20 protein-coding genes are annotated in these 24,404 nt (G+C 55.3%); 7 read left to right on the top strand and 13 right to left on the bottom strand.

Annotated elements, in window-relative coordinates; genetic code table 11:
• Positions 1 to 94: 94 nt before the first annotated feature.
• Positions 95 to 340, top strand: coding sequence for a hypothetical protein (locus ACKC9G_RS11575; protein WP_411405467.1), 246 nt, complete (start codon positions 95 to 97; stop codon positions 338 to 340).
• A gap of 229 nt (positions 341 to 569) precedes the next feature.
• Complete coding sequence (locus tag ACKC9G_RS11580; protein WP_411405469.1) at positions 570 to 1,142, top strand: YdcF family protein; 573 nt, start codon at positions 570 to 572, stop codon at positions 1,140 to 1,142.
• Positions 1,143 to 1,230: 88 nt separating this feature from the next.
• On the opposite strand, the gene ACKC9G_RS11585 is transcribed toward ACKC9G_RS11580, so the two are convergent.
• The gene (locus ACKC9G_RS11585) at positions 1,231 to 2,538 is read right to left on the bottom strand and encodes an aromatic ring-hydroxylating oxygenase subunit alpha (RefSeq protein ID WP_411405471.1); all 1,308 of its coding nucleotides are present in this window, start codon (positions 2,536 to 2,538) and stop codon (positions 1,231 to 1,233) included.
• Between the two features lie 449 nt (positions 2,539 to 2,987).
• Here ACKC9G_RS11585 and ACKC9G_RS11590 point away from each other — a divergent pair, with 449 nt between their 5' ends.
• Positions 2,988 to 4,091 (top strand): FAD-binding oxidoreductase, encoded by a 1,104-nt coding sequence (locus tag ACKC9G_RS11590; protein ID WP_411405473.1) that lies wholly within the window; start codon positions 2,988 to 2,990, stop codon positions 4,089 to 4,091.
• Between the two features lie 71 nt (positions 4,092 to 4,162).
• Here ACKC9G_RS11590 and ACKC9G_RS11595 read toward each other — a convergent pair whose 3' ends face one another.
• The 6 genes from ACKC9G_RS11595 to ACKC9G_RS11620 form a co-directional block, all read right to left on the bottom strand.
• A complete protein-coding gene (locus ACKC9G_RS11595; protein ID WP_411405475.1) occupies positions 4,163 to 4,507 on the bottom strand; it encodes a GlpM family protein in 345 nt (114 codons plus the stop codon).
• 192 nt (positions 4,508 to 4,699) lie between these two features.
• Positions 4,700 to 5,011 (bottom strand): cupin domain-containing protein, encoded by a 312-nt coding sequence (locus ACKC9G_RS11600; protein ID WP_411405477.1) that lies wholly within the window; start codon positions 5,009 to 5,011, stop codon positions 4,700 to 4,702.
• A gap of 207 nt (positions 5,012 to 5,218) precedes the next feature.
• Positions 5,219 to 8,347, bottom strand: a complete 3,129-nt coding sequence (locus ACKC9G_RS11605; protein ID WP_411405479.1) for an efflux RND transporter permease subunit — start codon at positions 8,345 to 8,347, stop codon at positions 5,219 to 5,221.
• On the bottom strand, positions 8,344 to 9,522 hold the full coding sequence (locus tag ACKC9G_RS11610) for an efflux RND transporter periplasmic adaptor subunit (protein ID WP_411405481.1): 1,179 nt from the start codon (positions 9,520 to 9,522) through the stop codon (positions 8,344 to 8,346). Before ACKC9G_RS11610 ends, ACKC9G_RS11605 begins: the two co-directional genes overlap by 4 nt.
• Before the next feature lie 105 nt (positions 9,523 to 9,627).
• Complete coding sequence (locus ACKC9G_RS11615) at positions 9,628 to 11,220, bottom strand: efflux transporter outer membrane subunit (RefSeq protein ID WP_411405483.1); 1,593 nt, start codon at positions 11,218 to 11,220, stop codon at positions 9,628 to 9,630.
• A 360-nt stretch (positions 11,221 to 11,580) separates the two neighbouring features.
• The gene (locus tag ACKC9G_RS11620; RefSeq protein ID WP_411405485.1) at positions 11,581 to 12,420 is read right to left on the bottom strand and encodes an isopenicillin N synthase family dioxygenase; all 840 of its coding nucleotides are present in this window, start codon (positions 12,418 to 12,420) and stop codon (positions 11,581 to 11,583) included.
• Positions 12,421 to 12,513: 93 nt separating this feature from the next.
• On the opposite strand from ACKC9G_RS11620, the gene ACKC9G_RS11625 reads away from it, so the two are divergent.
• On the top strand, positions 12,514 to 13,413 hold the full coding sequence (locus ACKC9G_RS11625; protein ID WP_411405487.1) for an AEC family transporter: 900 nt from the start codon (positions 12,514 to 12,516) through the stop codon (positions 13,411 to 13,413).
• A 168-nt stretch (positions 13,414 to 13,581) separates the two neighbouring features.
• Positions 13,582 to 14,781, top strand: a complete 1,200-nt coding sequence (locus ACKC9G_RS11630; protein WP_411405489.1) for an amidohydrolase — start codon at positions 13,582 to 13,584, stop codon at positions 14,779 to 14,781.
• A 90-nt stretch (positions 14,782 to 14,871) separates the two neighbouring features.
• Here ACKC9G_RS11630 and choX read toward each other — a convergent pair whose 3' ends face one another.
• Together choX and betC are read right to left on the bottom strand one after the other, a co-directional pair.
• Positions 14,872 to 15,813 carry a choline ABC transporter substrate-binding protein gene (gene choX / locus ACKC9G_RS11635; RefSeq protein ID WP_411405491.1) on the bottom strand — a complete coding sequence of 314 codons (942 nt, stop codon included), beginning with the start codon at positions 15,811 to 15,813 and terminating at the stop codon, positions 14,872 to 14,874.
• 118 nt (positions 15,814 to 15,931) lie between these two features.
• Positions 15,932 to 17,434, bottom strand: a complete 1,503-nt coding sequence (betC, locus tag ACKC9G_RS11640) for a choline-sulfatase (protein WP_411405493.1) — start codon at positions 17,432 to 17,434, stop codon at positions 15,932 to 15,934.
• Positions 17,435 to 17,547: 113 nt separating this feature from the next.
• Between betC and ACKC9G_RS11645 the strand changes: the two genes are divergently transcribed.
• Together ACKC9G_RS11645 and ACKC9G_RS11650 are read left to right on the top strand one after the other, a co-directional pair.
• Positions 17,548 to 18,516, top strand: a complete 969-nt coding sequence (locus ACKC9G_RS11645; RefSeq protein WP_411405495.1) for a choline sulfate utilization transcriptional regulator — start codon at positions 17,548 to 17,550, stop codon at positions 18,514 to 18,516.
• 101 nt (positions 18,517 to 18,617) lie between these two features.
• Positions 18,618 to 19,046: a hypothetical protein gene (locus tag ACKC9G_RS11650; RefSeq protein WP_411405497.1), complete on the top strand. Its 429-nt coding sequence runs from the start codon at positions 18,618 to 18,620 to the stop codon at positions 19,044 to 19,046.
• Between the two features lie 70 nt (positions 19,047 to 19,116).
• On the opposite strand, the gene ACKC9G_RS11655 is transcribed toward ACKC9G_RS11650, so the two are convergent.
• The 4 genes from ACKC9G_RS11655 to ACKC9G_RS11670 form a co-directional block, all read right to left on the bottom strand.
• A complete protein-coding gene (locus tag ACKC9G_RS11655) occupies positions 19,117 to 19,533 on the bottom strand; it encodes a DUF2007 domain-containing protein (RefSeq protein WP_411405499.1) in 417 nt (138 codons plus the stop codon).
• Positions 19,534 to 19,954: 421 nt separating this feature from the next.
• Positions 19,955 to 20,263 carry a DUF1272 domain-containing protein gene (locus ACKC9G_RS11660; protein ID WP_411405501.1) on the bottom strand — a complete coding sequence of 103 codons (309 nt, stop codon included), beginning with the start codon at positions 20,261 to 20,263 and terminating at the stop codon, positions 19,955 to 19,957.
• A gap of 89 nt (positions 20,264 to 20,352) precedes the next feature.
• The gene (locus tag ACKC9G_RS11665; protein ID WP_411405503.1) at positions 20,353 to 20,823 is read right to left on the bottom strand and encodes a hypothetical protein; all 471 of its coding nucleotides are present in this window, start codon (positions 20,821 to 20,823) and stop codon (positions 20,353 to 20,355) included.
• The gene (locus ACKC9G_RS11670) at positions 20,820 to 24,203 is read right to left on the bottom strand and encodes a hypothetical protein (protein WP_411405505.1); all 3,384 of its coding nucleotides are present in this window, start codon (positions 24,201 to 24,203) and stop codon (positions 20,820 to 20,822) included. Before ACKC9G_RS11670 ends, ACKC9G_RS11665 begins: the two co-directional genes overlap by 4 nt.
• Positions 24,204 to 24,404 lie beyond the last annotated feature (201 nt).

The following is a 24,404-nucleotide window of genomic DNA, read 5'->3' on the forward strand; positions in this document are numbered from 1 at the left end:
CTGTGCGACGTCGCGCCTCTCAGGTGTTGATGCCTTGGGGCTGAAAATCTAGATTGGTGCAAAGAGAAATACTGCGCTTAAGGAGACTTTCACCATGATGATTGCCGATCTTATCGACCAGGATGATTTCCACGCCATGTTAAAGGATCTCGGCATCCCTTTAGGCAAGAATGCCAGCGTTATTGAAGACTGCAATGCTGCTCTCGAATGGCAGCGCCGCAGCGGTGGCACCAGCCTGAAAGCGCTGGCCCAGGCTCTGCTGGCAAAGCGTGACCTTCTTCATCCTGAAGTCTGCCAGGGCGTTGAGCGGGTTCTGGTGCCCGGTCTGGGCGGCGTTTAAGTCTTATCCTGCCGATGTATAGCGATCACCCTGCGTGGTGGTCGCTCCTCAATATCGAACAATCCCATCTCGTCTATTTTCATACCTGACTGTTAGTATCGGCCAGACGCTAAATGAGCTTCGAAGCCTTTCTGGGCGTACCTCGGGCATAGCCGTTAATTACAGTGAATAAGACATAGCTCAAGTGAGAGCTGACAGCAGGGATGTTGCGACTTCAATGTGGAAGACGATGAAAAAGTTTGGCGTTGTTATGGCGGTGGCTTTTGTGCTGCTGGAAGCTTATCTGGCGTTGAGTATTGTCACTTTCTCCCACGTGAATGAGACACCTCGCAGTGAGGTCGGTATCGTTTTGGGAGCCGCCGTCTGGGGAGATAAACCTTCACCGGTCTTTGAGGAGCGCATTAAACATGCAATTGCTCTCTATCAGCAGGGCATCATTGCGAAGATTCTGTTCACAGGCGGCGTGGGTAACGGTAAAGACCATGCTGAGTCTGCAGTGGCCCAGCAATATGCTATGGCTCATGGTGTTCCGCGTTCGGATATTCTGACTGAAGCCGTCTCGACAACGACACAGCAAAACCTTACGGAAGCCAGGCAGTTACTGGTTAACAATGACCTTCACTCAGCCATTCTCATTAGTGATCCGTTGCATATGAAGCGGGCGGTAATGATGGCAAAAGAGATCGGCCTTAATGTAGCGTCTTCGCCAACTTTCACCAGTCGCTATACCAGTCTGAGTGCTAAAACGAAGTTTCTTTTCAGAGAGTTATATTTCTATCAGGAGTATTTGGCTTTTGAATAACGGTATTCATTGAGACAGCTTAAAGGCCAATTCCGACTCCATAAAAAAAAGCGCCCGAAGGCGCTTTTTTAATACCGAAAGATAAGGATCAGTGATCCAGATCCACGTTGTTAAGGCGACGGTAAGTTTCCGGGACTTCCTTGCCCATGTTGTTCAACATGCGCTCGCAGTACCAGTCGATAAAGTTGATAACACCGAACTCGTAGGTTTTGGAGTAGGGGCCGGGCTGATAAGCCATGGAGTTGATGCCCTGCTGGTTTTCCTCGGCCAGAACACGGTCCTGATCGTTGGTGGCATCCCAGACTTTACGCAGGTTTTCAGGGTCGTAATCCACGCCTTCAACGGCATCCTTGTGCACAAGCCATTTGGTGGTGACCAGCGTTTCCTGTGGGCCAAGTGGCAGCACACGGAAGGTGATCAGGTGATCACCCATGCAGTGGTTCCAGGAGTTGGGCAGGTGCAGGATTCGCATGGAGCCAAGATCCGGGTTTTTGATACGCCCCATCAGTTTCTGGGAGCCTTGCTTGCCGTCCATCGTCATGGACAGGGTGCCTTCGGCCAGAGGCATACGCACGATACGGTTACGCAGGCCGCTTGAAGCATGCTTGAAGGGAATGCTTTCTGCCGTCCATTCCGCCTCCTTGGCGGCTACGTGGTCTTTAAATGCCTGATCCGCGCGAGGGTCGTTGGTATCGTCCCATTCCAGCAGGGTGCGCAGCAATTCCGGGTGTGAACCGTCGCAGTGATAGCACTCGCGGTTGTTTTCCAGCACCAGCTTCCAGTTGGCTTTCTCGATGATATTGGTTTCCACCGCCACTTTGGTGTTTTCCATATCGTAAGGTTCGAGGTACTCATCCAGCGTGCTGAGGAAGTTGTCGAACGCCGGTGGCTCTTTGCCCAGACACACGAAGATAAAGCCGCCGCCGGTGCGCACGTGGACTTTCTTCAGGGAGAATTTCTCCTTGTCGAAGTCTTCGCCCATTTCGTTGCCTGCGTACAGCAGTTTGCCGTCCAGCTCATAAGCCCACTTGTGATAAGGGCACACCAGCTTGGCGACTTTGCCGCGGTGCTGGGTACACAGGCGTGAGCCACGGTGACGACAGACGTTGAAGAACGCTTCAATGGTACCGCCTGCGCCACGCACGACCAGAATAGGGTTGTCGCCCACCTGTACCGTGATGTAGTTGCCTTTTTTCGGGATCTCACTGACCACGCCGACCATCAGCCATTCTTTATAGAAGATCTCTTCCATATCGTGCTGGTGGTATTGAGGGTCGTTGTAAAAATTCTGGGGAAGGGAGTAAAAGCGGTCACGTTCCTGCAGATCGCAGGCGAGGCGATCGCGGGAGCTGGAAGGGTGGGCATCTTCGTCCAACAACGTCAATTCCGGGTTCATCAATGTTTCCTCATACCTCAATAGGTGCAACGTCACGGTACCAGCGCTGTGCGCTCCCCCCGGCCATATCCACCTTCCTGACGTCTTTTCCCCACAGCCTGTAGCGGCATTCAAGCCGGTTCAGGGTGTCGTAATGAGAAAGACAGATCTGGGAAGGGCGTCTGGAGGTGTTGTTATGGCAGCGGTCACAGTCTGTGTTAGTGATTGTGCTGCACAGCGGTACGGTTGAGTTAGCTAATTGCGACACCGGAATGATTTTTTTGCGACTAGCCCAGCCCAGCAATCACCGTGCTTTGGGGGCAGGGAATACGTCCATGTCGCAATCAGCTAAATGGCTGGGGCAGGGAGAAATCACAATCGGCCCATAGACGGTCATTACCAAGGCAGGTAATGATCACATGCCATGCAGCGCGCCGCACGATGAGCCGGTGCTGATGTGAGAATGCCCCATGAGCAATGAATTCATTTCTCCTCTGAACACCCAGATGTGGAACAACGGTCGCCATCTGTTGCGTTGCGTCAAAGTGATTCAGGAAACCTGGGATGTGCGGACATTCTGCTTCATGGCAGACCAGCCGCTGTTCTTCTTCTTCAAGCCCGGCCAGTTCATTACTCTGGAGCTGGAAATTGACGGTGTGAACGTGATGCGTTCCTACACCATCTCCAGTTCACCGTCTGTGCCTTACAGTATCTCCATCACTGTGAAGCGAGTGCCCGGCGGCAAGGTGTCCAACTGGCTGCACGATAATCTGCGTGAAGGGGACTCCATTCCGGTGCACGGCCCGGTCGGTCTCTTTAACATCATCGACTTCCCGGCGGACAAGGTACTGTTCCTCTCGGGCGGCGTGGGGATTACGCCGGTCATGTCCATGGCGCGCTGGCTGTTTGATACCAACGCCAACACTGATGTGATCTTCGTCCACAGTGCCCGTACGCCGCAGGATATTATCTATCATCGTGAACTGACCCACATGGACTCCCGCGTGCGTCACTTCACCATCAACCTGATCTGTGAAAGCTATAACATCGGCGACAGCTGGGCGGGTTACCGTGGTTTCCTCGATGAAGCCAAGATGCGCATGATGGCGCCGGACTTCATGGAGCGTGAGATCTTCTGCTGCGGCCCGACGCCGTACATGAAAGCCGTGAAAGCGATGCTCAAAGCCAACGGCTTTGACATGCGCCGCTATCATGAGGAGTCCTTCGGTGCGACGCCGGTGGATGCCAAAGAAGATGCAATCGAACTGGCCAAACAGGCACAGGATGCGGTGGAAGAGCTGGATGCCAGCGAACTTTTCACCGTCGAGTTCTCCAAAACCGGCAAGAGCGTGCGTATTGCCCCCGGAGAAACCGTTCACTCTGCCGCAGCCCAGCTGGGGCTGCATATTCCCAAGGCCTGCGGTATGGGCATTTGCGGAACCTGTATGGTGCAGAAGCTGCAGGGTGATGTGGAGATGAACCACAACGGCGGTATTACCGATGAGGATGAGGAAGACGGCATGATCCTCACCTGCTGCTCCGTACCCACCTCGGATGTGGTTATGGATTACTGATCGCCGTCTTATCGCGAAAACAAAAAAGCCTGTCCAGTGACAGGCTTTTTTTATGACTCGTTCTTTCGCATTCAGGCCGAATAAAACTTTATCCACGACAGCAGAAGCAGCAGGGCAAAGATCAGCCAGACGAGAGTGGCGAGGGTCAGCGTCCAGAAGAGGTTGTATTTGTAGCTGAAGAAGTAAACCGACAGCAGATAGGCGGCGTAGGGAATCAATGAGTACAGCCCGAAAAGGGCGGTGACGCGAAGGTCATTCATTGAGCGCTCGGTGCCAACAATGTAATGCGCGATCAGGGCAAAGGTCGGAAAAAGCGGGACCAGCCCGGAAATAAAGAAGCTTTTGCTTTTCGAGAGAAGCGCAATCACCAGCACGGCAAGTGCGCCCAGTAAACATTTAAAGAATAACGCGGTCATATCGGCAGCAGTCTTGGCGGAAAGGGGGCCGAGTCGGTCTAACCCTGGCGTTTTACCCTGATCCCTGGGTTTGTAACAAGCTGATCGTACTCAGCAGGCTGTTAGGAAATAAAAAGCCCGTCAGGCAATAAAAGCCCGTCCAGCGACAGGCGATAGTGAGATTGCCTTGTCAGACGGCTTGGGCAGCAGTGCTTAAACACTGCCTTCCTTTTCGATCACCAGAATGCGGGCAGCACCGATGGGACTGGCAATGTGCTCGGTGCCGACGGAGGCATAGAAAATATCTCCGGGATTCAGCTCGACGGTATGCTCTTCACCGTCCTGGCGGTAAGACATCGCCACCTGACCATCCAGTACCACAAACACTTCTTCGCCATCGTTGATGTGCCATTTATACGGCTGATCGGTCCAGTGCAGTCGGGTCGTGATGCCGTTCATGTTGGCGATGGGAAGTGCGCCCCAGGCGCGCTCGGCGGTGAATTCCTTACTGCGGATAATCTGCATAACGTGATCACTCTGTGAGTCGGTGGCGTGCTGGCTGGCGCCTTGGTTTGCATGGTGCTCGCAACGTTGCCGGCAGTATTGCCGTGTAGTCGCGCTGCGGGCAAAGGGTAAGTCGTCGTCTTTCTAAGAAAGCAAAAAAGCCCGTCGTCGGACAGGCTTTTTTTGGATTCAGTGCGTTCAGACGCACCCAGGAGGGTTGCTGCGGCTTCAGTGACCGGCGCTCGGGCCTGCCTGGCTTGTATCCTCGGGCAATCCTGGTTGATCCGGGTCGAGATTCTGGTGGCTGAAGCGCTCGGCGATCTTGTCGAGGTAGAGGTAAATCACCGGGGTGATATAGAGCGTCAGCAACTGGGACACAAAGAGTCCGCCAACCACGGTTAAACCCAGTGGCTGTCGAAGTTCAGCACCGGCGCCGATACCCAGGGCAATCGGCAGGGCGCCCATCATTGCCGCGACCGTCGTCATCATAATGGGACGGAACCTCAGTAGACAGGCTTCGATAATCGCCTCTTCTGCAGTCACTCCCGGTGTTTTTCTCCGCTCAATGGCGAAGTCGATCATCATGATGGCGTTCTTCTTGACGATTCCGAGCAGCATCACGATGCCGATCATGGCGATAACGGTGAGATCCATCCGCGCGGCATAGAGAATCGCCAGTGCACCAATGGCCGCTGAGGGCAGGCCGGAGAGAATGGTGATCGGGTGCCAGTAGCTCTCATAGAGAATGCCAAGAATGATGTAAATCACGAACAGTGCCGCGATGATCAGCACCAGCTGGTCGCTTTGGGACTGCTGGAAAGCCTGCGCCGTACCCGCGAAGCTGCCAGTGATAGAGGCAGGCATGTTCAGGTTCTGGTTGGCCTGATCAATGATCGATACCGCATCGCTGAGGGAAGAGCCTGTCGCCAGATCAAAGGAAATCGTCACCGCCGCCATGGAGGCCTGATGGTTCACTTCCAGTGGTCCTGTGTCCCGGTGCAGGCTGGCCACCGCGGAAAGTGGCACCAAGCCGCCTGCGGTACTTGGTACATACAGCCCATCCAGTGACGCCTGGCTGTTCTGCGCATCGTACTGGCTCTCCAGGATGATCTGATAGTCATCGCTGGCGGTGTAGATGGTGCCTATCTGGCGCGTGCCATAGGCCGAATAGAGCTGGCTTCGCACATCGGTAATGCTGACACCGAGGCTGGAGGCTTTATCGCGGTCGATATCGACACGCAGCTGTGGGTTGGCAATTTTCAGGTCACTGGTGACGCCGCTCATTTGCGGATTTTGCGCCAGGGTATTTTCCAGCTGCTGTGCATAGGCATTGAGCTGGCTCAGATCAGAGCCTTGCAGGGTGTACTGATACTGGCTCTTGGAGGAGCGCCCGCCAATGCGCAGGTTCTGGATGGGTTGCATAAAGATCCGCAAACCGGCGATATCCGCGGCCTGCTTCTGTACGCGCTGAATAAACTCCCGCGAGCTGACATCCCGGTCTTTTTTGAGGGCGATAAACATGCGCCCTTCGTTGGAGGTATTACGTGAGCTGGCGCCGACGCTGGAGTTAACGGTGGCCAGCGCCGGGTCTTTCAGAACGATATCCAGAAACTGATCCTGCAGCTTGACCATGGCCGGGAAGGCTATGTCTTCGCGCGCTTCAGTCGTGGCAAACAGCAGACCGGTATCTTCCTCGGGGAAAAAGCCTTTAGAGATATGGGCAAACATCAGCCCGGAAATCACGATGCTGCCAAGGGTGGCGAGCAGTACCAGAAAACGGCGCTTCATGACCGCGTGGAGGGTGCGGCGATAGAAATTCAGCGCGGCATCGAAGCCTTTCTCAATTTTGCGGGAGAAGCGTCCCTGAGAATGGCTGTTGTGTTTGATCTTAAGCCGGCTGCACATCATCGGCGTCAGCGTCAGTGAGATAAAGCCTGAGATCAGAATCGATAACGCCATGACTACGGCAAACTCATGGAAGAGCCGGCCAATAATGCCGCCCATAAAGAGTACAGGAATAAAGACCGCAATCAGCGACAGGGTCATGGAGAGAATGGTGAAGCCGATCTCTTTGGCGCCACGAATCGCCGCGCGAAAAGGATGCTCGCCTTTTTCTACGTGACGCATGATGTTTTCCAGCACCACGATGGCATCGTCGACGATAAAGCCAACCGCGAGGGTCAGTGCCAGCAAGGACAGGTTGTCCAGACTGAAATCAAACAGCCACATTCCGGCAAAGGTGCCGATCAGGGCAATCGGCAGGGTGATGGCGGGAATCACCGTCATGGCGAGGTTGCGCAGGAACAGGAAGATCACCAGCACCACCAGCACGATGGTGGCGAGCATGGTCAGCTGGACATCATGTACGGACTCACGAATGGAGACGGAGCCATCGTTAAAGGGAATCAGTGTGGCATCGGCGGGTAGCTGGGCCTGCAGGCCGGGCAGGGCGGCGCGCACGGCATCGACAACCGCCAGGGTGTTGGCGTCCGACTGCTTGCGTACCGCCAGAACGATGGCGGTTTTGCCGTTAAAGGAGCTGGAGACTTTCTCGTTCTCGATACTGTCGCGGACGTTGGCCACATCGGCCAGACGCACAGGGTGACCATTCACCGTCGCGATAATCACCTTCTTGAAGGCTTCGGCATTGGTGAGCTGGCCGGAGGCTTCCAGGGTCAGGCTGGTTTGATTTCCTTCAACTGTTCCCAACGGGGAGTTAGAGTTAGCGGCTGATACCGCACTGTTCAGATCCGCCAGACTTAGGCCCAGCGCGGCGAGTTTTTGCGGGTCAGCGGTGATACGAACTGCATATTTGCGGCTACCGAAAACATCGACTTCCGAGATGCCATTCAGGGTCGCAAGGCGCTCGGAGATCATGCCTTCGGCCAGATCATCCAGCTGGGTCAGCGGAATAATATCCGAGCGCAGGGCGATCAGCAGAACAGGGCGGTCAGCGGGGTTGGCTTTGCGATAGCTTGGGGTGGAGGTCATCTCATCCGGCAGACTGCGCTGGGCCTGACTGATGGCGGTTTGCACATCCATCGCCGCAGAGTCGATATCGCGGGAGAGGTCAAACTCCAGCACGATGCTGGTCGAGCCCTGAGTGCTGGAGGACGTAATACTGGTGATGCCCGCAATGGTGGCAAACTCTTTCTCCAGCGGCGTTGCCACGGAAGAAGCCATGGTTTCAGGACTGGCACCGGAGAGGCTGGCGCTCACGCTAATGGTGGGGTATTCCACCTGTGGCAGCGCCGAGACCGGCAAGCTGCGGTAGGCAAAAATACCAAATACCACAAAGCTCAGCATGAGCAGGACCGTCATGACCGGTCGGCGGATACACAGCTCAGACAGGTTCATGGTGCAGTGGCCTCAGTGCTGGCATTAGCCTTGGTCTTATTGCTGCTGGCGGATGATGCATCGCTATCTTCAATAATCCGCACCTTGCTGCCATTGCGAAGGCTGATCAGCCCCTGGGTAATCACCTTGTCACCGGGGTTGAGTCCCTTGCTGACGATGGCAGTGTCTCCGGCAATACGGTCCAGCGTGATATCGGTCTGGCGCACGGTGTTGTCATCCTGCAGCACAAAGGCGTACATGGATTCCGGGCCATCTTTCAGGGCAACCTGCGGTGCGGTGACCACATTTTTTTGCATCGCCAGCTGCAAGGTGACTTCAGCGAACTGGCCGGGCCAGAGGCGGCGATCATCATTGGCAAATTCTGCATACACCGGCAGGGTGCCGGAGGTACTGTCGATGCTGTTATCGATATACAGCACCTTGCCGGAAAAGGTCTGGCTGCCGGTGCTGTTCTTCAGGGTCAGGCCAACGGGCACTTCGCCCTGGCTCAGGGATTCACTCAGGGTGGCGAAATAACGCTCTGGCAGGGCAAACATCACCTGCACCGGCGTAATACTTTTCAGGGTGACCAGCGCAGTGGTCGCAGAACTACGAACGGTACTGCCGATATCCACGCTGATATTACCCAGCACACCATCGAAGGGCGCCTTGACCTGAGTGTAGGAAAGTTGCGTCTGCGCCAGTGACAGCGCCGCCTGGTCTGCCGCCACCGCAGCTTCGTAGCTCAGCACCGCAGTGCGCGCATCTTCCAGATTCTGCTGGCTGGATGCCTTGCGGGCATACATGGCCTGTTGCCGTTCCAGTGTCAGACGGGCGCCTTTAAGTGACGCCTGATTGCCCGCCAGAGAGGCTTTAGCCTGTGCCAGTTCGGCCTTGAGCGCGCGGTCATCCAGCTCGAACAGTACCTGGTCTTTCCTGACCGACTGACCGTCCTTGACGTTGATTGCACTGATCTGGCCATCAACACGGGGAAGAATATCGACGCTCTGTGACGCCTGAACATGGCTGAAGGTTGAGTACTCCAGCGGCATGTCCTGACGGGAAACCACGCCAACCCTGACCGGTGCCGCTGATTTTTTGGCCGCACCGGCCGGTGCCTTCGACTGCTGCTGATAACCGTAATAAAGGCCCAGCCCGACAAGCAGAATCACAATCCATAGCAGTAGTTTTTTCATCGTCTCAGTTCATCATCACGGTCAGTCAGGATGGCTCAGCCGTTATCTTCGGCTGGCGATTCACTGGCGCTGGCATCAAGGCCTCCGGCGCCGATGATTATTGGTTCAGGGTGTTGGAGTGGTATCGGTGTCGGCTGGCTGATCTGCGTCAGGCGTCGAAGGCTGATCCTCCGTCGCTCCTTCGCGGTTCCACCAACCGCCGCCCAATGCCTGGTAGAGCGCCACGGTATCAGCAAGGCGTGCCGCCTGTGCCTCGACGCGGTTAACTCGTGCACTTAGCAGGGTCTTTTGTGCTTCCAGCAATGTGGAATAAGAAGCGCCACCGGCACGGTACTGCTCCTCGGCAATCGTCACGCTGCGGTCTGCAGCCTGTTCCGCAGCTACACGGGCTTTGAGGGTCTGGGCATCAAAGTTGAGGGCGTCCAGGGTGTCAGCGACATCCTGAAAGGCACTGAGTACCACGCTTCGATAATTGGCACCTGCTGCCTCGAAGGCTGCTTCAGCCGCTTTGGTCTGGTGGCGGTAGATGCCGCCGCTGAAGATGCGCTGGGTCAGGCTGGAAGCCAGATTCCACACCACGGTGCCGGGGTTAAAAAGGTCAGCAAAGCTGTTGCCGTCACGACCATAGCTGCCGGTCAGCGTCAGTTGCGGTAGCTCATCTGCGGCGGCGACACCCACTTGTGCGGCGGCCTGATGCAGCGTTGCTTCGGCGGAGCGAATATCCGGACGCTGGCGGACGATATCTGCAGGAACGCTGATAGGCAGCGCTTGCGGGAGCTTGAGGTTATCCAGACTAAAGCCGGTGTTACTGAGCTCAGAGGGGAAGCGCCCGAGGTAGATTGCCAGTTGGTTATGAGTCAGTGCTAGTGACTTCTGAATCGGCGGCAAGCTGGCTCGTGTCGCGGCAATGGAGGCACGCTGGGATTCAACTTCCGCCTGCGAGATGCTGCCAAACTCAAACTGGGTTTCGAGAATTTCCAGCAAGGATTGCTGCAGAGTAAGAATGTCTTCGGTGGCTTTGATTTGCTCTCGGTAGGCCGCCGCGGTAATCGCGCTGTTAACGACATTGCCCGCGAGGCTCTGGTACGCCGCTTCCAGCTCAAAACGCTGAGCTTCGGCACTGGCCTGCAAAGCTTCCAGCGCACGGCGGTTGCCACCGGCAATATCCAGGTTGTAGCTCACATCCACCGAGGCGCCGACGGTGTTGTAGATGCGGGCATCGCTGCCACTGGTTTGTTGACGCTGGGCATCGAGACCAGCACTCACAATCGGAAAGAGTGCGCCGCGTGCGGCCAGTACATTCTCACTGGCCTGGGTCAGGGTGGCGCGGGTGGCCGCAAGATCCGGGTTGGCGGTCAGGGCTTCACGCACCAACTGGTCAAGCTCGGCGGAGTCAAAAGAGGTCCACCAGGTACTGGAGAGGAAAGTGGCCGGATCAAGCTTTTGCGCGGCGCTTGCCGCCACCGCATCTTTGCCGTGGTCTGCACTGACCGTGTCCGTGTAAGGCGCGCGGCTGAGGTTGCTGATGTCGGGAGCATCCGGCTTTTTAAAATCCGGCCCGGCGGCACAGCCTGCGAGCAGCAAGCCGAGCAAGGTCAGGCCTGAGAGTTTTATTCTGCCTGTACGCCAGGTCATTCGCGGTGAAGCGATGAGCAGAGTGCCAGATAGCTGAGAAAGGCGCCGTTGAGCGTGATTCATCCTGTTGATCTGATCCTTCAAGTGGCAGGCAAAAGTTGGGTACAGAGTGGTAGCGCTACCATGGCTCATTGGCCCGGAGTGCCTGCTGATAACACGATAGTGAAACCAGAGTGAGGCAGAGGTAGCGCAGCCAGTATCTTCAGGAATACTGACACGAGCGGCGAAGAATACAGAGCGAATTTGCATGACACGGTATAACAATGCGCACGCAGGAGGATTGGCGAAAGTGCAGGGAGAGACTTTTTTCAGGCGGGGGCTGACAAGTATTCAATCACGCGTTTAAATTAACGCTTTGCCAATCAATACTGACTACCGGATGTCGGCAGCCAGTACGATGACCCAACTTTCAGCGACCCGGGCTCAGATAACGCCAAGCTCGCGCAGGCGTTCCTGAAGATAGCTGCCCGCAGTGTGGCGATCCGACAGCACCACATCCGGGCGAGGGTGCAGAAACAATGGCAGAGAGATGCGGGATTTGCTCATGTCCGCCCCCTCAGGGTTAATGACACGATGGCTGGTGGAGGGGAAATATCCGCCGGAGGCTTCCTGTAGCATGTCGCCGATATTGACGATCAGGTTGCCGAAGTCGCTGGGAACATCCATCCACTCGCCGGTTTTGGCCTTGACCTGAAGGCCCGGCTCGTTGGCGGCAGGCAGAATGGTCAGCAGGTTGATGTCTTCATGAGCTGCCGCACGAATCGCGCCGGGGGCTTCATTACCTTGTAACGGCGGGTAATGTAATACGCGCAGCAGGGTTTGGTTGCTATCCTGAATCATGTGGCTCAAAGGTTCTCGATAGAGCGCACTGACTTCAGAAGGAGAATACTCCTGTACCCAGCTGAGCAGTTCTGCCGCGAGCGCCGTGGCGTCATCGTAATAGGCCTGAAGCTCGGCTTTTAGCTCGTCAGGACACTGGCCCCAAGGGTAGTAGTGGAAGTATTCCTTGATGTCTTTAAGGCTGAAGCCCTTGGCGGTTTCAGATACGCGGGATGGGAAAAAGCCATCCTGAGTGCCCTTGTTATAGAGCCAGTCTTCTTTGGCCGCGCTATCAAAAAAAGCCTGCCAGTGGCGATAAACAGACTCAACGCGAGACTGATCCAGCGGGTGGTTGCGCAGCACGCCAAACCCGGTCGCACGAAGCGACTCCACAAAACGTTGCGGTGCGTCGTCAGCCTGATAATCGACGGCAACTAGTGTCATAAGCAGATACCCGTGCGGTGTCGTGAGATAAGGTGTCGGCCTGCCATTATGGCAGTCGGCGAAAATCTGTCCAGTTGGTCAAGGAAGCGGCAAATGCTTTTACCCTTTATTCAGGCCATCGTGCCGGTGCTGATCTGCGCCGGGTTGGGGGCCTGGCTCGCCCGCAAGACAACGCTGCTCAATAATCCCGCTTTGCCTGAACTGGTGACCAGGATTGGCCTGCCTTGTCTGATTCTCCATGCGCTGGTGAAAATGGACTCGGGCATCATGGCCATGAGCCACACCGTCGCGGCGATTGTGCTGGTGCTGGTCATCAGCGCCACGGTAGCGGCAGGTGTCATGAAACTGCTGGGCATTGAGATTCGTTGGTATCTCTCCCTGTTAGTGAACCCCAATACCGGCAATCTGGGGATTCCGCTGGTCGTAGCGCTGTTGGGTGATAAGGCGCTGATCCATGCAGTGGTGATTTCAACCGTGGTGCAGATCAGCCATTTCACGCTAGGGGTGTGGGTGATGTCCGGTGCGTTCTCACCGAAGAAAATTCTGCTCAACCCCTCCATTATTGCGCTGGTATTGGGTGGCCTGTGGATCGCTCTTGGAATCCCGACCCCGGTGGCGATCACCCGCACGCTGGATCTGCTTTCCGGTATGACGCTGCCCATCATGCTGCTGCTTCTGGGTCGCTCACTGGCGACCATTGATCTTCGCAATATGGCTAATCTCAAACTGATCGGCGGTATGTCGCTGGCCCGGGTGCTGCTGGGAACCGGTGTGGCCTTGTTGGTTGCGCAGCTGCTGGGGCTGGACCCTCTGGTGGCGCATACGCTGGTGTTGCAATCTGCCATGCCGGTGGCGGTGATTACCTATATTCTCGCCAGCCAGTATGGTGGCCCGAGGGATGAAGTTGCGGCCATTATTATGGGCTCAACGTTGCTGTCGATGCTGATGGCATTGGTGTTGAGCCTGGTGTATCTGCACCCCATCACCGTATAAGCAGAGGCATCATTAACAAGCCGGCTAACTCTACCTGCGAGCTATGCCGGCTTTTCTGTCTCTGGCGCGCAGGGCTGGAACCTGTTTGACGAGGCTGGCAATCCTACCCTCAAGCTCCTAGCATGGGTCCATTCCCGCATTCTCTGTTATTTGTCTGGTGAACCTGTCATGTCGGATGTTTCCCTGCTTCAGAACGCTGCCTCTCCTTATTCCCTTGATGATGCCTACTGGGCATGTTTTCGTCAGACACTGCATCAGTTTCCGGAGCTTTCAGGTGAGGAGCATCGTACGGCGCAGGCGCTGGCAAGTGTGATTCAGCGCTGGCAGCCCGATGAGTTCCTGACGGGGTTGGGCGGTATAGGAGAGGTGGAGGGCACCAGCATGCTGGCGGTCTTTGCCGGCAAAGAGGCCGGTCCGACCACGCTGATTCGTTGTGAACTGGATGCCTTGCCGATTCTTGAACTGCCGCAGCACCCTCATGCGTCCACGATTCCGGGCGTTGCTCACCTGTGCGGTCATGATGGCCATATGACCATGGTCATGGCGCTGGGTAACCATCTTTCACAACATCGGCCAGCCAAAGGGCGGGTGGTGTTGGTTTTTCAAAGCGCGGAGGAAACCGGTGCCGGCGCTGTGGCTATGGTGCAGGACCCGCGTTTGCATCCTTACCAGCCGGACTATGCCTTTGCGCTTCATAACGTGCCGGGGATGCCTCTTGGCAAAGTGAAGGTCAAAGCAGGCAGCTTTAACTGCGCCTCACGCGGCATGATCATCCGCCTGCAGGGCAAGACCTCCCATGCGGCGCACCCCGAAAACGGACGCTCCCCGGCGCAGGCGATGGCCTCCCTGATTCAGGGGCTGGAAGGCTTACCCAAGAGTTTGTCCGGCTTTAATCTGGTCACGTTGATTCATGCCAATCTGGGGGAAATCGCCTTTGGCACCTCGCCCGGAGAGGCGGTGGTGATGGCAACCCTTCGCACCGAAACCAACGAAGCGATGGATTATCTGGTGGCAGAAGCCATGGCCATGGCGGGTGCTCAGGCTGAGCAGCACGGACTGGCCGTCGAAATTGAATGGCAGGATGTTTTCCGGGCCAGTGTTAACTCAGAGAAAGGTGCCGAATTGGTGGTGCAGTCCTGTGAGTCTCAGGGGATTGAGGTCGAGCAACCCGAAGTCGGTTTTCGCTGGTCAGAAGACTTTGGCATCTTCACTGAATGGGCCAAAGACGGTGCGATGTTTGCCCTCGGCTCGGGCGAGCATTGTCCGCAGTTGCACAACCCCGACTACGACTTCCCGGATGCGTTGATTCCTGTGGGCGCCGGAATCTTTTTGGGGATAGTGCAGACACTGAATGGTGTTGCTGTCTGACTCATCATCCGTGAGGTTGATAAAGAAAAACCCTGCGGCCGGAGCACGCAGGGTGGGGTGGAACTGTAAAACTTGTAGTGAAGGCAGGGGTTACAGCAACGCTTTCTTCACGGCCTCTTCGCCGCTTGCGCCATCTTTGGTGGTCACGCCTTTCAGCCAGGTATCCAGTGAATCCGGGTTCGCCTTGATCCAGGCTTTCACTGCATCATTCACGTCAGCATTTTGCTCCAGCACCTGAGTCATCACGGTATTTTCCATTTTCAGGGTAAAGGCCATGTTGCTCAGCAGCTGGGTGACGTTCGGGCAGCTTTCTTTCAGGCCTTTGCGGGTCAGGGTGAAAACATCACCGGTTGAGCCGAAGTACTTATCACCACCGCTCAGGTAGGCCAGGTCAAAATTGACGTTCATCGGGTGGGGAGTCCAGCCCAGGAACACAATCGCTTTCTTGCGCTGCACTGCACGCTTCACTTCAGACAGCATGGCCTGTTCACCGGACTCCACCAGTGACCAGCCACCCAGACCGTATTCGTTATTGTCGATCATGGTTTGCAGCGACTGGTTGGCAGGCGCGCCCGGCTCAATGCCGTAAAGCTTTTCGCCGAACTCATCCTTGTGCTTGGCCAGATCGTCAAAGGTTTTGACGCCACCATCGTAAACGTACTTGGGGACGGCCAGAGTGAACTCGGTGCCGTGCAGGTTTTTGCTCAGCTCTTCGACTTTGCCGCTGGCAACGTACTTGTCGTGGAATTTCTGCTGCGCAGGCATCCAGTTACCCAGGAAGGCATCCATCTGGCCATTGGCCAGACTCTCGTAGCTCACCGGTACCGACAGCATGGTGACCTTGGCGTCGTAGCCCAGAGAATCCAGCAGTAGTTTGGTTGTGGTGGTTGTGACGTTGCTGTCACTCCAACCAGGGTCGGCGAGATTGACGCTATCGCAGTCCGCTGCCTGGGCATTGAGACTTAGGCCGCCAAGCACAACTGCCTGGGTGAGAATCAAAGCCCGTGAAAGGGCGGTGAGTTTCAGAGTCATCTACGCTTCCTTATGGTTCGTCCTGCACAAGTTCTCTGGTCTTGGCGACTGCCTGCGGGCGGTGCCTTTCCTTGGGTGAACCGCCCGAGGGCGGCTCGGTAAAGCGTTATAACCTGTCTCAGACCTGCGGGAAGCGAGCACGCTTCTCCAGATCATCCAGGTCGATGTGATTACGCATGTATTGCTCGGAGGCATCGACCATGGGTTGGTGATCCCAGGAGGTGATCTTGCCTTTGGCATTGGCGGCAGCCACAAAACGGCGGCGGCGCTGGCTCTGCAATACATCTTCCGTGATCGCAGGAATGTCCCATTTCTTGCGGGCTTCCTCAAGCAGCTCGGTCGCGGCTTGTTGGTAATCCGGATGATTCACCACGTTGTTGCTTTCTTTCGGATCCACTGACAGGTCAAACAGCATGCAGGGATCCTGCTCGGAGTAGATAAATTTCAGTGGGCCACGGCGAATCATCATCATCGGACTGGTGGTGCCTTCGCCCATGTATTCGCCAAAGACTTCATCGTGCCCACCCACACCGCTCAGATGCGGCATCAGGCTGCGACCATCCATCGGCAGGCCCTGGGCCAATGGAACCCCCGCCATTTCAGCGAACGTGGGCAGTAAATCCATCGTGGAAACGCTGCTACTGACGCGGCCAGGCTTGGCGCCTGGCATTTTTACCAGCATTGGTACGCGAGAGGACATCTCGAACCAGCTCATTTTGTACCACATGCCTTTCTCGCCGAGCATGTCACCGTGATCACCGGAGAAGACGATAATGGTGTTGTCATCCAGCTCGCAGTCTTTCAGGGTTTTCAAAAGCTCGCCAATTTTGCTGTCCACATAGCTGATCGAGCCAAAGTAGGCGCGCCGGGCACGGCGGATATCTTCTTCCTTCATTGGGTTATTCCACAGGTCATAGACCTTCAGCAGGCGCTGGGACTGTGGGTCCAGGCTGTCCTGTGCAGGAATATTCTCAGGCAGTGGAATATCCACATCTTCGTACAGATCCCAGAACTCCTTGGTGATGGTATAGGGGTCATGGGGATGGGTCATGGATACGGTCAGGCAGAACGGACGTTTGTCATTACTGCGTGCATGGTCGTACAGGTATTGGCGCGCTTTGAAGACGGTTTCTTCATCAAAGTCGAGCTGGTTGGTGCGTACGGAGGGACCGGCCTGAGTCACGGAGGACATATTGTGATACCAGGTGGGGCGATCATCGGCGTGATCCCAGTCAACCGCCCAGCCAAAGTCGGCGGGGTAAATATCACTGGTCAAACGTTCTTCAAAACCGTGAAGCTGATCAGGTCCGCAGAAATGCATCTTGCCGGATAAGGCCGTCTTATAGCCCGCGGAGCGCAGGTAATGTGCAAAGGTTGGAGTGTCTGCCGGAAACTCGGCGGCATTATCAAAGCCTCGAATTTTTGAAGGCAGCAGGCCTGACATCAGGGTAAAGCGCGATGGTGCGCAGAGTGGGCTGTTGCAGTAAGCGGAGTCGAAAATCACGCTTTGCTCAGCCAGTGCTGAAAGATTGGGCGTTTTTACAACAGAGTCACTGTACAGGGGGAGAATGGGCGCAGCCATCTGGTCGGCCATGATGAAAAGAATATTCGGTGTTTCCATAAGGTGTTGCTTCCTGTACCTGTGGAGTGAATGGTTCGCTCTTTTTTCATCCTTTCACTTTCTGGCCGGTCGCGTAAACTGGCTGAGATCTATAACTAAGATAAGCACAGCTTATGGATGAGGTCTGGCAGCATGGGATTCCCGGTATGAGCGAACAGCGGGGTAATTCGATACCCATCAGCTCGGTTGAGCTATTGCGTGTCTTTGAAAGTTCAGCGCGTCTGGGCAGCTTTACCAGCTGTGCGACCGAGTTGGGCATGACCCAGCCAGCGGTCAGTCAGCAGATCCGAAGGCTTGAGCAGGAGCTGGAAGTGCGGCTCTTTGACCGGGTGTACCGGGGGATTTTGCTGACAGAAGCCGGGCGACAGCTCTTTGAGTCTACGACACAGGGTTTTGGCTATCTCGCTGAAGGGCTTGAGGCGGTTCGGCGAATGGGTCAGCATGAGGTGTTGAATATCGCCACTGACTTTGCCTTCGCCGCTTATTGGCTTATGCCAAGAATGATGCGCTTTCAGCAGCGCTATCCTGAGACTGATGTCAACCTGATCACGTCGGAGCGTAATCGCGTGGCGATTCGTCCGGATGTGGATGTTGCCATCGTGTTCGGCGATGGTCGCAGCAAGAACGCCGATGGAGCCTGCCTGTTTAAAGAAGAAGTCTATCCGGTCAGTAGCCCCAGATTTCTTAATGAAGGGGTGCAAAGAACACCGGAGGAGCTTCGGCAGTTGCCACTTTTACACCTCCAGCCAGGGATTAATGCCGACTGGTTTACCTGGCAAACCCTGCTGCCGCGCCTGGGGGTTCGTCAGCCTCTGAAGGATGCCACTCTCAGCTTTGATAATTACACTCTGCTGATCCAGGCAGCGATTGCCGGGCAGGGGGTCGCTATCGGTTGGCGCTATTTGACCGACGAATTGGTTAATTCGGGGATTCTTTGTCGTCTCACGGCGCAGAAGGCGACCAGTGAGTTCGGTTACCATCTACTGATCCCTGAACGTAAGCGACGTATCAAGCTGATTCAGCAGTTTGTCGACTGGGTTCAGGAAGAGCTGGAGACCCAGCGTCAGCATGAAATTGCCTGAGTACCAGTGACGGAACCGTATACGGCTTTCGGTGACTCAATAACCAGGCAGAGCATGTGACGCGTGGGCACGTCCTGCAAGACGTAGTAAAGGGTAATCCAATGTTGTTGAAGTCTCGTTCTGTCGTTTCATCTCGCCAACCAACTTACCGCCAAACATTGCTGCGCGTGATGATAAGCGCCGCTGCCTCTGTGCTGATGGTTTCGGGTGGTCAGGTGTTTGCTGCTGCGCCTTCGGGATATGGCTTGCCTTCATCCGCCTCTCCAGGTCGTGTATGTACCCCTGATGTTCAGTCGACTCAGAAGCATGTTGGTGGCTATGAGATCTTCCTGTACAACAAGCAAAGCTCCGGCAGTTGGCTGGGACCCGTGTGTATTGTGGTTCCTGACTCTAAACGTCCCTGTACACCAGACTTAAGCGACATTCAAAGTGTCGAGGCAGGAGAAGAATCCGGGACGTTGCGCTTTCACCTCGGCGAAACCGGCCGCTCGACGCTAATAGATGTTGATACCTGCACTGCCAAGCCTTAAGGCGCATTAGGTTTCGCTCTTTAGGCTATCTGTTAATCTCTCTTTTTGATGGATGTCTGATCCGCGGCGCTTAGCTGTTTTCAGCGGCTTCCGACTCTTCCCAGAAAAATCCGCAGTCACCGCATTCGAGCCCGCTAATGGGTGAGGGCTGTGGCCAGCTAATTAGCAAATAACTCATTTCAGCCAGCACTGACAGCCTGAATGCCGGGTGACATTCACCACTTCCGCAATGAGGGCAGGCATGCTGACTAAAGACGTTATCCAGCGCGGTGACGGGAGCGGCATCTTCCAGGAGCTGTCGCGCGCTGTTTTCATGTTCAGGCGAGACTTGCAAGCGAATGCCACCCATGGCCTGAGAGTAGATCCAGTGAGTGCTGATGGTGTGTTCATCGGCCAGAAAGGTTGGAATGCCTGCTTCCTCCAGTCGAGCCCTGGCGATGTAGGCCTCATAGGGATACAGGAATTGTGCGATTGTCACCCACTTCATGGCTGGCTCCTCGTCATCGGCGATAGCGTCGCTGGAAGCTGAATCTGGTTAAGCGCAAAGCAAGTTGAAGGACTGAATAGTGCTTGTAGCTGCCTGGGTCGCCTTTATTCAGGTGTAGTTGCTGCGGCAGCCTCTGGCAATAAATCCATCACCGAAGGCTTGGCTGTGAAATAAAAAAAGCCAGTATCCGGTCGAGTTGAAACAACAGAATACTGGCTTGTAGCTATTCAGAACACAGGTTCTTATCCGAAGATAAGCGATTTTCGTGCCATCTTTAGTCATTCCTGGTTTAGTGACTGCTTTCCGCTTAGGCGCTCAGTACTGACGTGTCTGGGAGTGGGGTTTCCCGGACAAGCGGGTCTGAAAGTGCCCTGTATTCGCTCACGTTGTTTCGTTCTGCACGGTTACGAATCCTCTCGTGCTAGCGGCGGTGGGGTGGAATATTCCCAAGTTTCGCAACACGTTGCTGATGTGCACTCAGGTTAACAGGCCGATGCTTCACTTCTGTGGTTGCCGGGTACTGATCAAGGGAATTGCCACCAACGCGATCAACCTGCGGCCTGATGGGGCGAGGGGTAAAGCCGCCGCCGCAGTTGGGGCAGACATTGGCCAGCAGATGCTCAGCGCATTGGCTGCAAAAAGTGCATTCAAAGGAGCAGATACGCGCTTCAAGGCTGTCTGGTGGCAAGGTTTTGGCGCAATGCTCGCACACGGGGCGTAACTCAAGCATGGTGACACGTCTCCAAAAAAGAGCCTGAAACTAACAAGGCCTCGAAAAGAGGCCTTGTGAAAATGTCTGCTGTTAACCTTGCTGCCGAATCAGAGGTTTTGCAATCCCCGGAAGCTGTTAAGCCCCGGCATGCCGTTTCCCGGGCGAGTTGCTTGCGGCCCTTTCTCGGCGACTTCCTTCACTTTAACCACAAAACCGCGCAGCTTTTGGATCAGCTCCACGACATCGTCTGCTTTAAAGTCCATCAGCCGGAAGCTGGTTCGCACTGAGAGCTTCTCATTGTCCTTTTCAAAACCGATGACGAACTGAAGGCCGGCGGCTTGCTGACGTTGTAACACCAGCAGATCCATGACGCTCAGAGCTTTGCTGTCTTTGCTGAGAGTGCCGGCAGCCGCAATCATATCGACCCAACCCTGATCACGGCTGACCAGATAAATTGGATCTTCATCATCAAACTCGAGGCGGTAAGACGCTGACTTCTTGTCAAAGGACTTAATGCCAAGACGAGTCCAGAGTTCATTCATCAGCGCGTCAAACTCGCGGGGTGTCACTTTGCTCACGAGTTTTCTCCTTGTCCGCGGTTATTGCCTGATTGTGAGTTAAGTGCGGTATCAGCATTTAGCCACAGGGCTAGAACATCATCGTCATCATCACTGGTCGTGCTGACTTGTACCGGGGCAATCTGTGGGGTCGCCGAGGAGCTCGAGGACGCCTGAACCGTTGTCACCGGAGCTGCCTGACGGGTGGTGGCACCAGCGCTGATGGATGGGTCAAGTGACAGATCAAGGTTGGAGCCGATGCTGTCAAAGCCTTCAAAGACATCATCAATTGACGTGCCCAGGTCGGCAGGGTCTGTGGTCAGATTGAAAGCGGTGAGCTCATCGGTAGGCGTGCCCGCGACAGAATTTGCGGGTGTCGCACGCGGCGTATTCTGCGGTGAGAAGTGGCTAAAGTCGGCATCAACGCTATCGCCTTCAAAGGACTCGGCCATCAGACTTTCCAGATCGAAGTTTTCATCCGCTGGATCATGGCTCACGTTGGAGTCTGTTCTGAACAGTTGTCCACCCATCTCTTCAAAACGGCTATTCAGATCCTGAATCGTTTCGTCGTCATCAAAACGGTGATCGTCAGGTAAGGAGTAAGCGACACCCGGGGTGTAGTTATCTTCTGACAGGCCATCAATCTCGGTTACGTCATCACCGTAGACGGACTCAGAAACATTACTGGCCACCTCTTCAGAGATCTGGCTGTATTCGGATTCGCTGGGTGCCTGCTCGCTCGGAGTGCCTTCCGACTGCAGCTTGCGCATGGTGTCGTAGGCTTCGCGGTCCTGAGCGGCATGCAGGTGTTGTCGATGACCCTGCATCAAATGACGGTTATCAGGATGCTTGGGCGCGCGCAGCTGATTGCTGGCGGTGCTGTCATCGTTGCCGCTCACCTGAATCGTTTCGATGCTGTCATCAAAATGTACAGGGTCGGGCGCCTGGTCTTCCATCATCTCCAGCTGGCTGCGAATCTGCTGTGACTGGTTAAAGTTCACCAGATTCTGGAAGTTGCTCAGGTGAGCGGCTGCACGGCCGGAAAGGTTAGGAGCTTCGCCGGGCGTGGAAGGCTGACTGTTGCCAGCAAAAGAGGCGGCTTCTTCGCGTGAGGGCGTGAGCGGCGCATCGGAGTTAAGCCCCGTGAGTTCCTCTGGCAGATTTTGATAGTTACGCAGCACATCTTCCAGATGATACTCAGAGCCAGTGCTGGCGATTTCATCTTCACCGGTGGTGCTGGCGGTCTCTGACATCGGAGTGTCATCAATCGTGGTGACGGAAGCATCATCACCCACCGACTTGGTATCTTGCAGTTCTTTCGAGATAGGAGGAGCAGTCTCAGAAAGTGGCGTCTGAGGGGCAGAGGTAGCAGGCTCAGATTCCTCTTCGATCATCTCCATCTGTCCTGGACGGCGGTTGTTCTCAGCAACAAGGGCCGCTTCTTCATCGTCGGTAACTTCCTGGAAGCGATCCGCAGGGTTCATGTTGGCCAGCTCCGGATGATTCTCCAGCATAAAGGCTTCTTCATCCGTCAGCTCGACGACCCGCTCATCATCAGGAATGTCAGGGCCGGCGTTGATGCCTGCACCCAGTGGGCCGTAGGAGCCATTACTTGTCAGGCTGGAGGTGCTGCTGTTGCCGGCCAGACTCTCCAGATCAGGCTCGGCCTTGGCGCCTTTCAAAACATTCAATAAGCGCAGAATGCCATTCGCCAGCATCTCCCCGCCAGGGCGTGGCAAGGTCAGGTTACAGGCGGTGAGTGCCACGATACCCAGTGCCAGGCCGACTTTTGAGTCGGTGAAATGGGTCATCTTGTTGATGATGCCATGGGGCAACAGGAAGGGGGAAAGGCCTGAGTAACTGGCAAATTTTGCTGCCGACTGCTGTGCGTTCTCATTGGGGTTGCGCGCGGTTTTGGACATTTCATAAATGACCAGGCCTGCATCCATGCCAAGGTCAATGAGACCGGCAGGTTCATCATAATAGGTGGCCGCGGAGCCCAGACACAGTGCGCCTGCTATACAGGTAAAGACCATTTTGATGGCCAGATCCTTGTTGGGCTGCTTGGCGATAGCGGTTTCTTCGCCGCCATTGATCTGGGTTTTGACCGCGTGCTCAAGGTTGTGAGCAGCCTCATCAATTTCGTTCAGCTGAACGTTCAGGCCATCGCTGACCTGCTTACCCTTGTTGGTGAAGTCATTACGACGATCACCAAAGTCATTCAGATGGCCATCGATGTTATCGAGCATGGCCTGAACATCTTCAGAGGTTTGATCAGTCCAGGTTTCCAGCTGTGCTTCGTCATCGCCAGTGGATTTGCTGGCCATAAAGTCAGTCAGCTTATTGTTCAGCTTGTGCATCGGCCCTGTGAAAAGGTGCGGTGCAGAAGACATCACAAAGATTGCCAGCGTGAAGGCTGCGGCGATACCGTGGAAACCCCACTCCTTATCATGTTCAAACTGCTTCACCTTCTCGTTATAGGCGCTGGCAGTATAAGGGAGGTTAGGTGGCAGGTAGGGTACGTGACGCTCGCGAATTTGCTCACCGAAAGAGCGAATATCCGGCGTCTGACCCATGACCAGGCCTGCCATCATGAACATGGTTTTTGAGTAGCCAGCAATCAGCATCGACAGATACTGGTTGTTCTTATGTTCAGCGGACGTCAGCAGGGTTATCAGTGCTAAGCCGACGTTGGCAACACCAAAGGCAATCGCCGCTGCTGTTCTGTAGCTGGCGGTGCGGTCGGTTTGGACACGGTGGATCTTTTTCTCCAGCGCTTCAGTAAGCTTTAGTAGCTCTTTCTTCTTGCTGGCAGGGAAGTTGGCGTCAGTCTTAATATTGTTAATCTTGTCGTGAAGCTCTTTCACGCTCTTGCTGAATGCGGGTAAGTGAACCGCACGACGTTCGTTTTCAAGAAACTCACGGCTTTGAAACTGGCCTACGGCGGCTGCAATGTCAGTACGCTTAAAGAAGGGCTGCTTCTTTACCAGCGCTTGAGACTCATTGGTGGGCTGGTTGCCAGAGACACCGCTGCGCTGGCTATTGGCGCCCGATACGCGATAGCCATCACCAGGGACCGCGCCTGCAGGGTTTTTGTGCTGGGGACTGTCATGCAGTGGGATGTCTTCAAAGCCCTGTTCTGCCAGTTCGCCCGCTCGCGGAATGCGTACATGGGCTTGCTGAGGTGCACGGGGAAACTCGCCTGGGATGTGGGGCATGTCATCATCATGACCCAACGCCTGAAGGTTGGCGCCATTTTCCGGTGTTACATTAACCCGGTCATCCTGCATTCTGCCTGTCTGAGTCTGCGGAACATCGGCGCGCTCCACATCATGGGCGTGGTGATCAGCGCGATGAACGATTCCATTTAAAAAGCTTTTTACAGAGTCATAACTTGACATTGGGCTTACTCTTGGCCGAATTGAATGCTCTTCCCGGTGCAGCGTTGGTTTACCAAACACGTCAGTAAACCCAGAGCCTTTCATGACGCACAGGCGCCATCAGGCGCATCGAATCAGCCAGTAGGCCCAAGCGGTGGGCAAAAAACCGGCATATTATCGCTGAAAAGCAGGAGGAATGCTGCAGGCAATTGCAATATTCAG

Source organism: Pokkaliibacter sp. CJK22405 (assembly GCF_046614695.1).
Taxonomy (GTDB): domain Bacteria; phylum Pseudomonadota; class Gammaproteobacteria; order Pseudomonadales; family Balneatricaceae; genus Pokkaliibacter.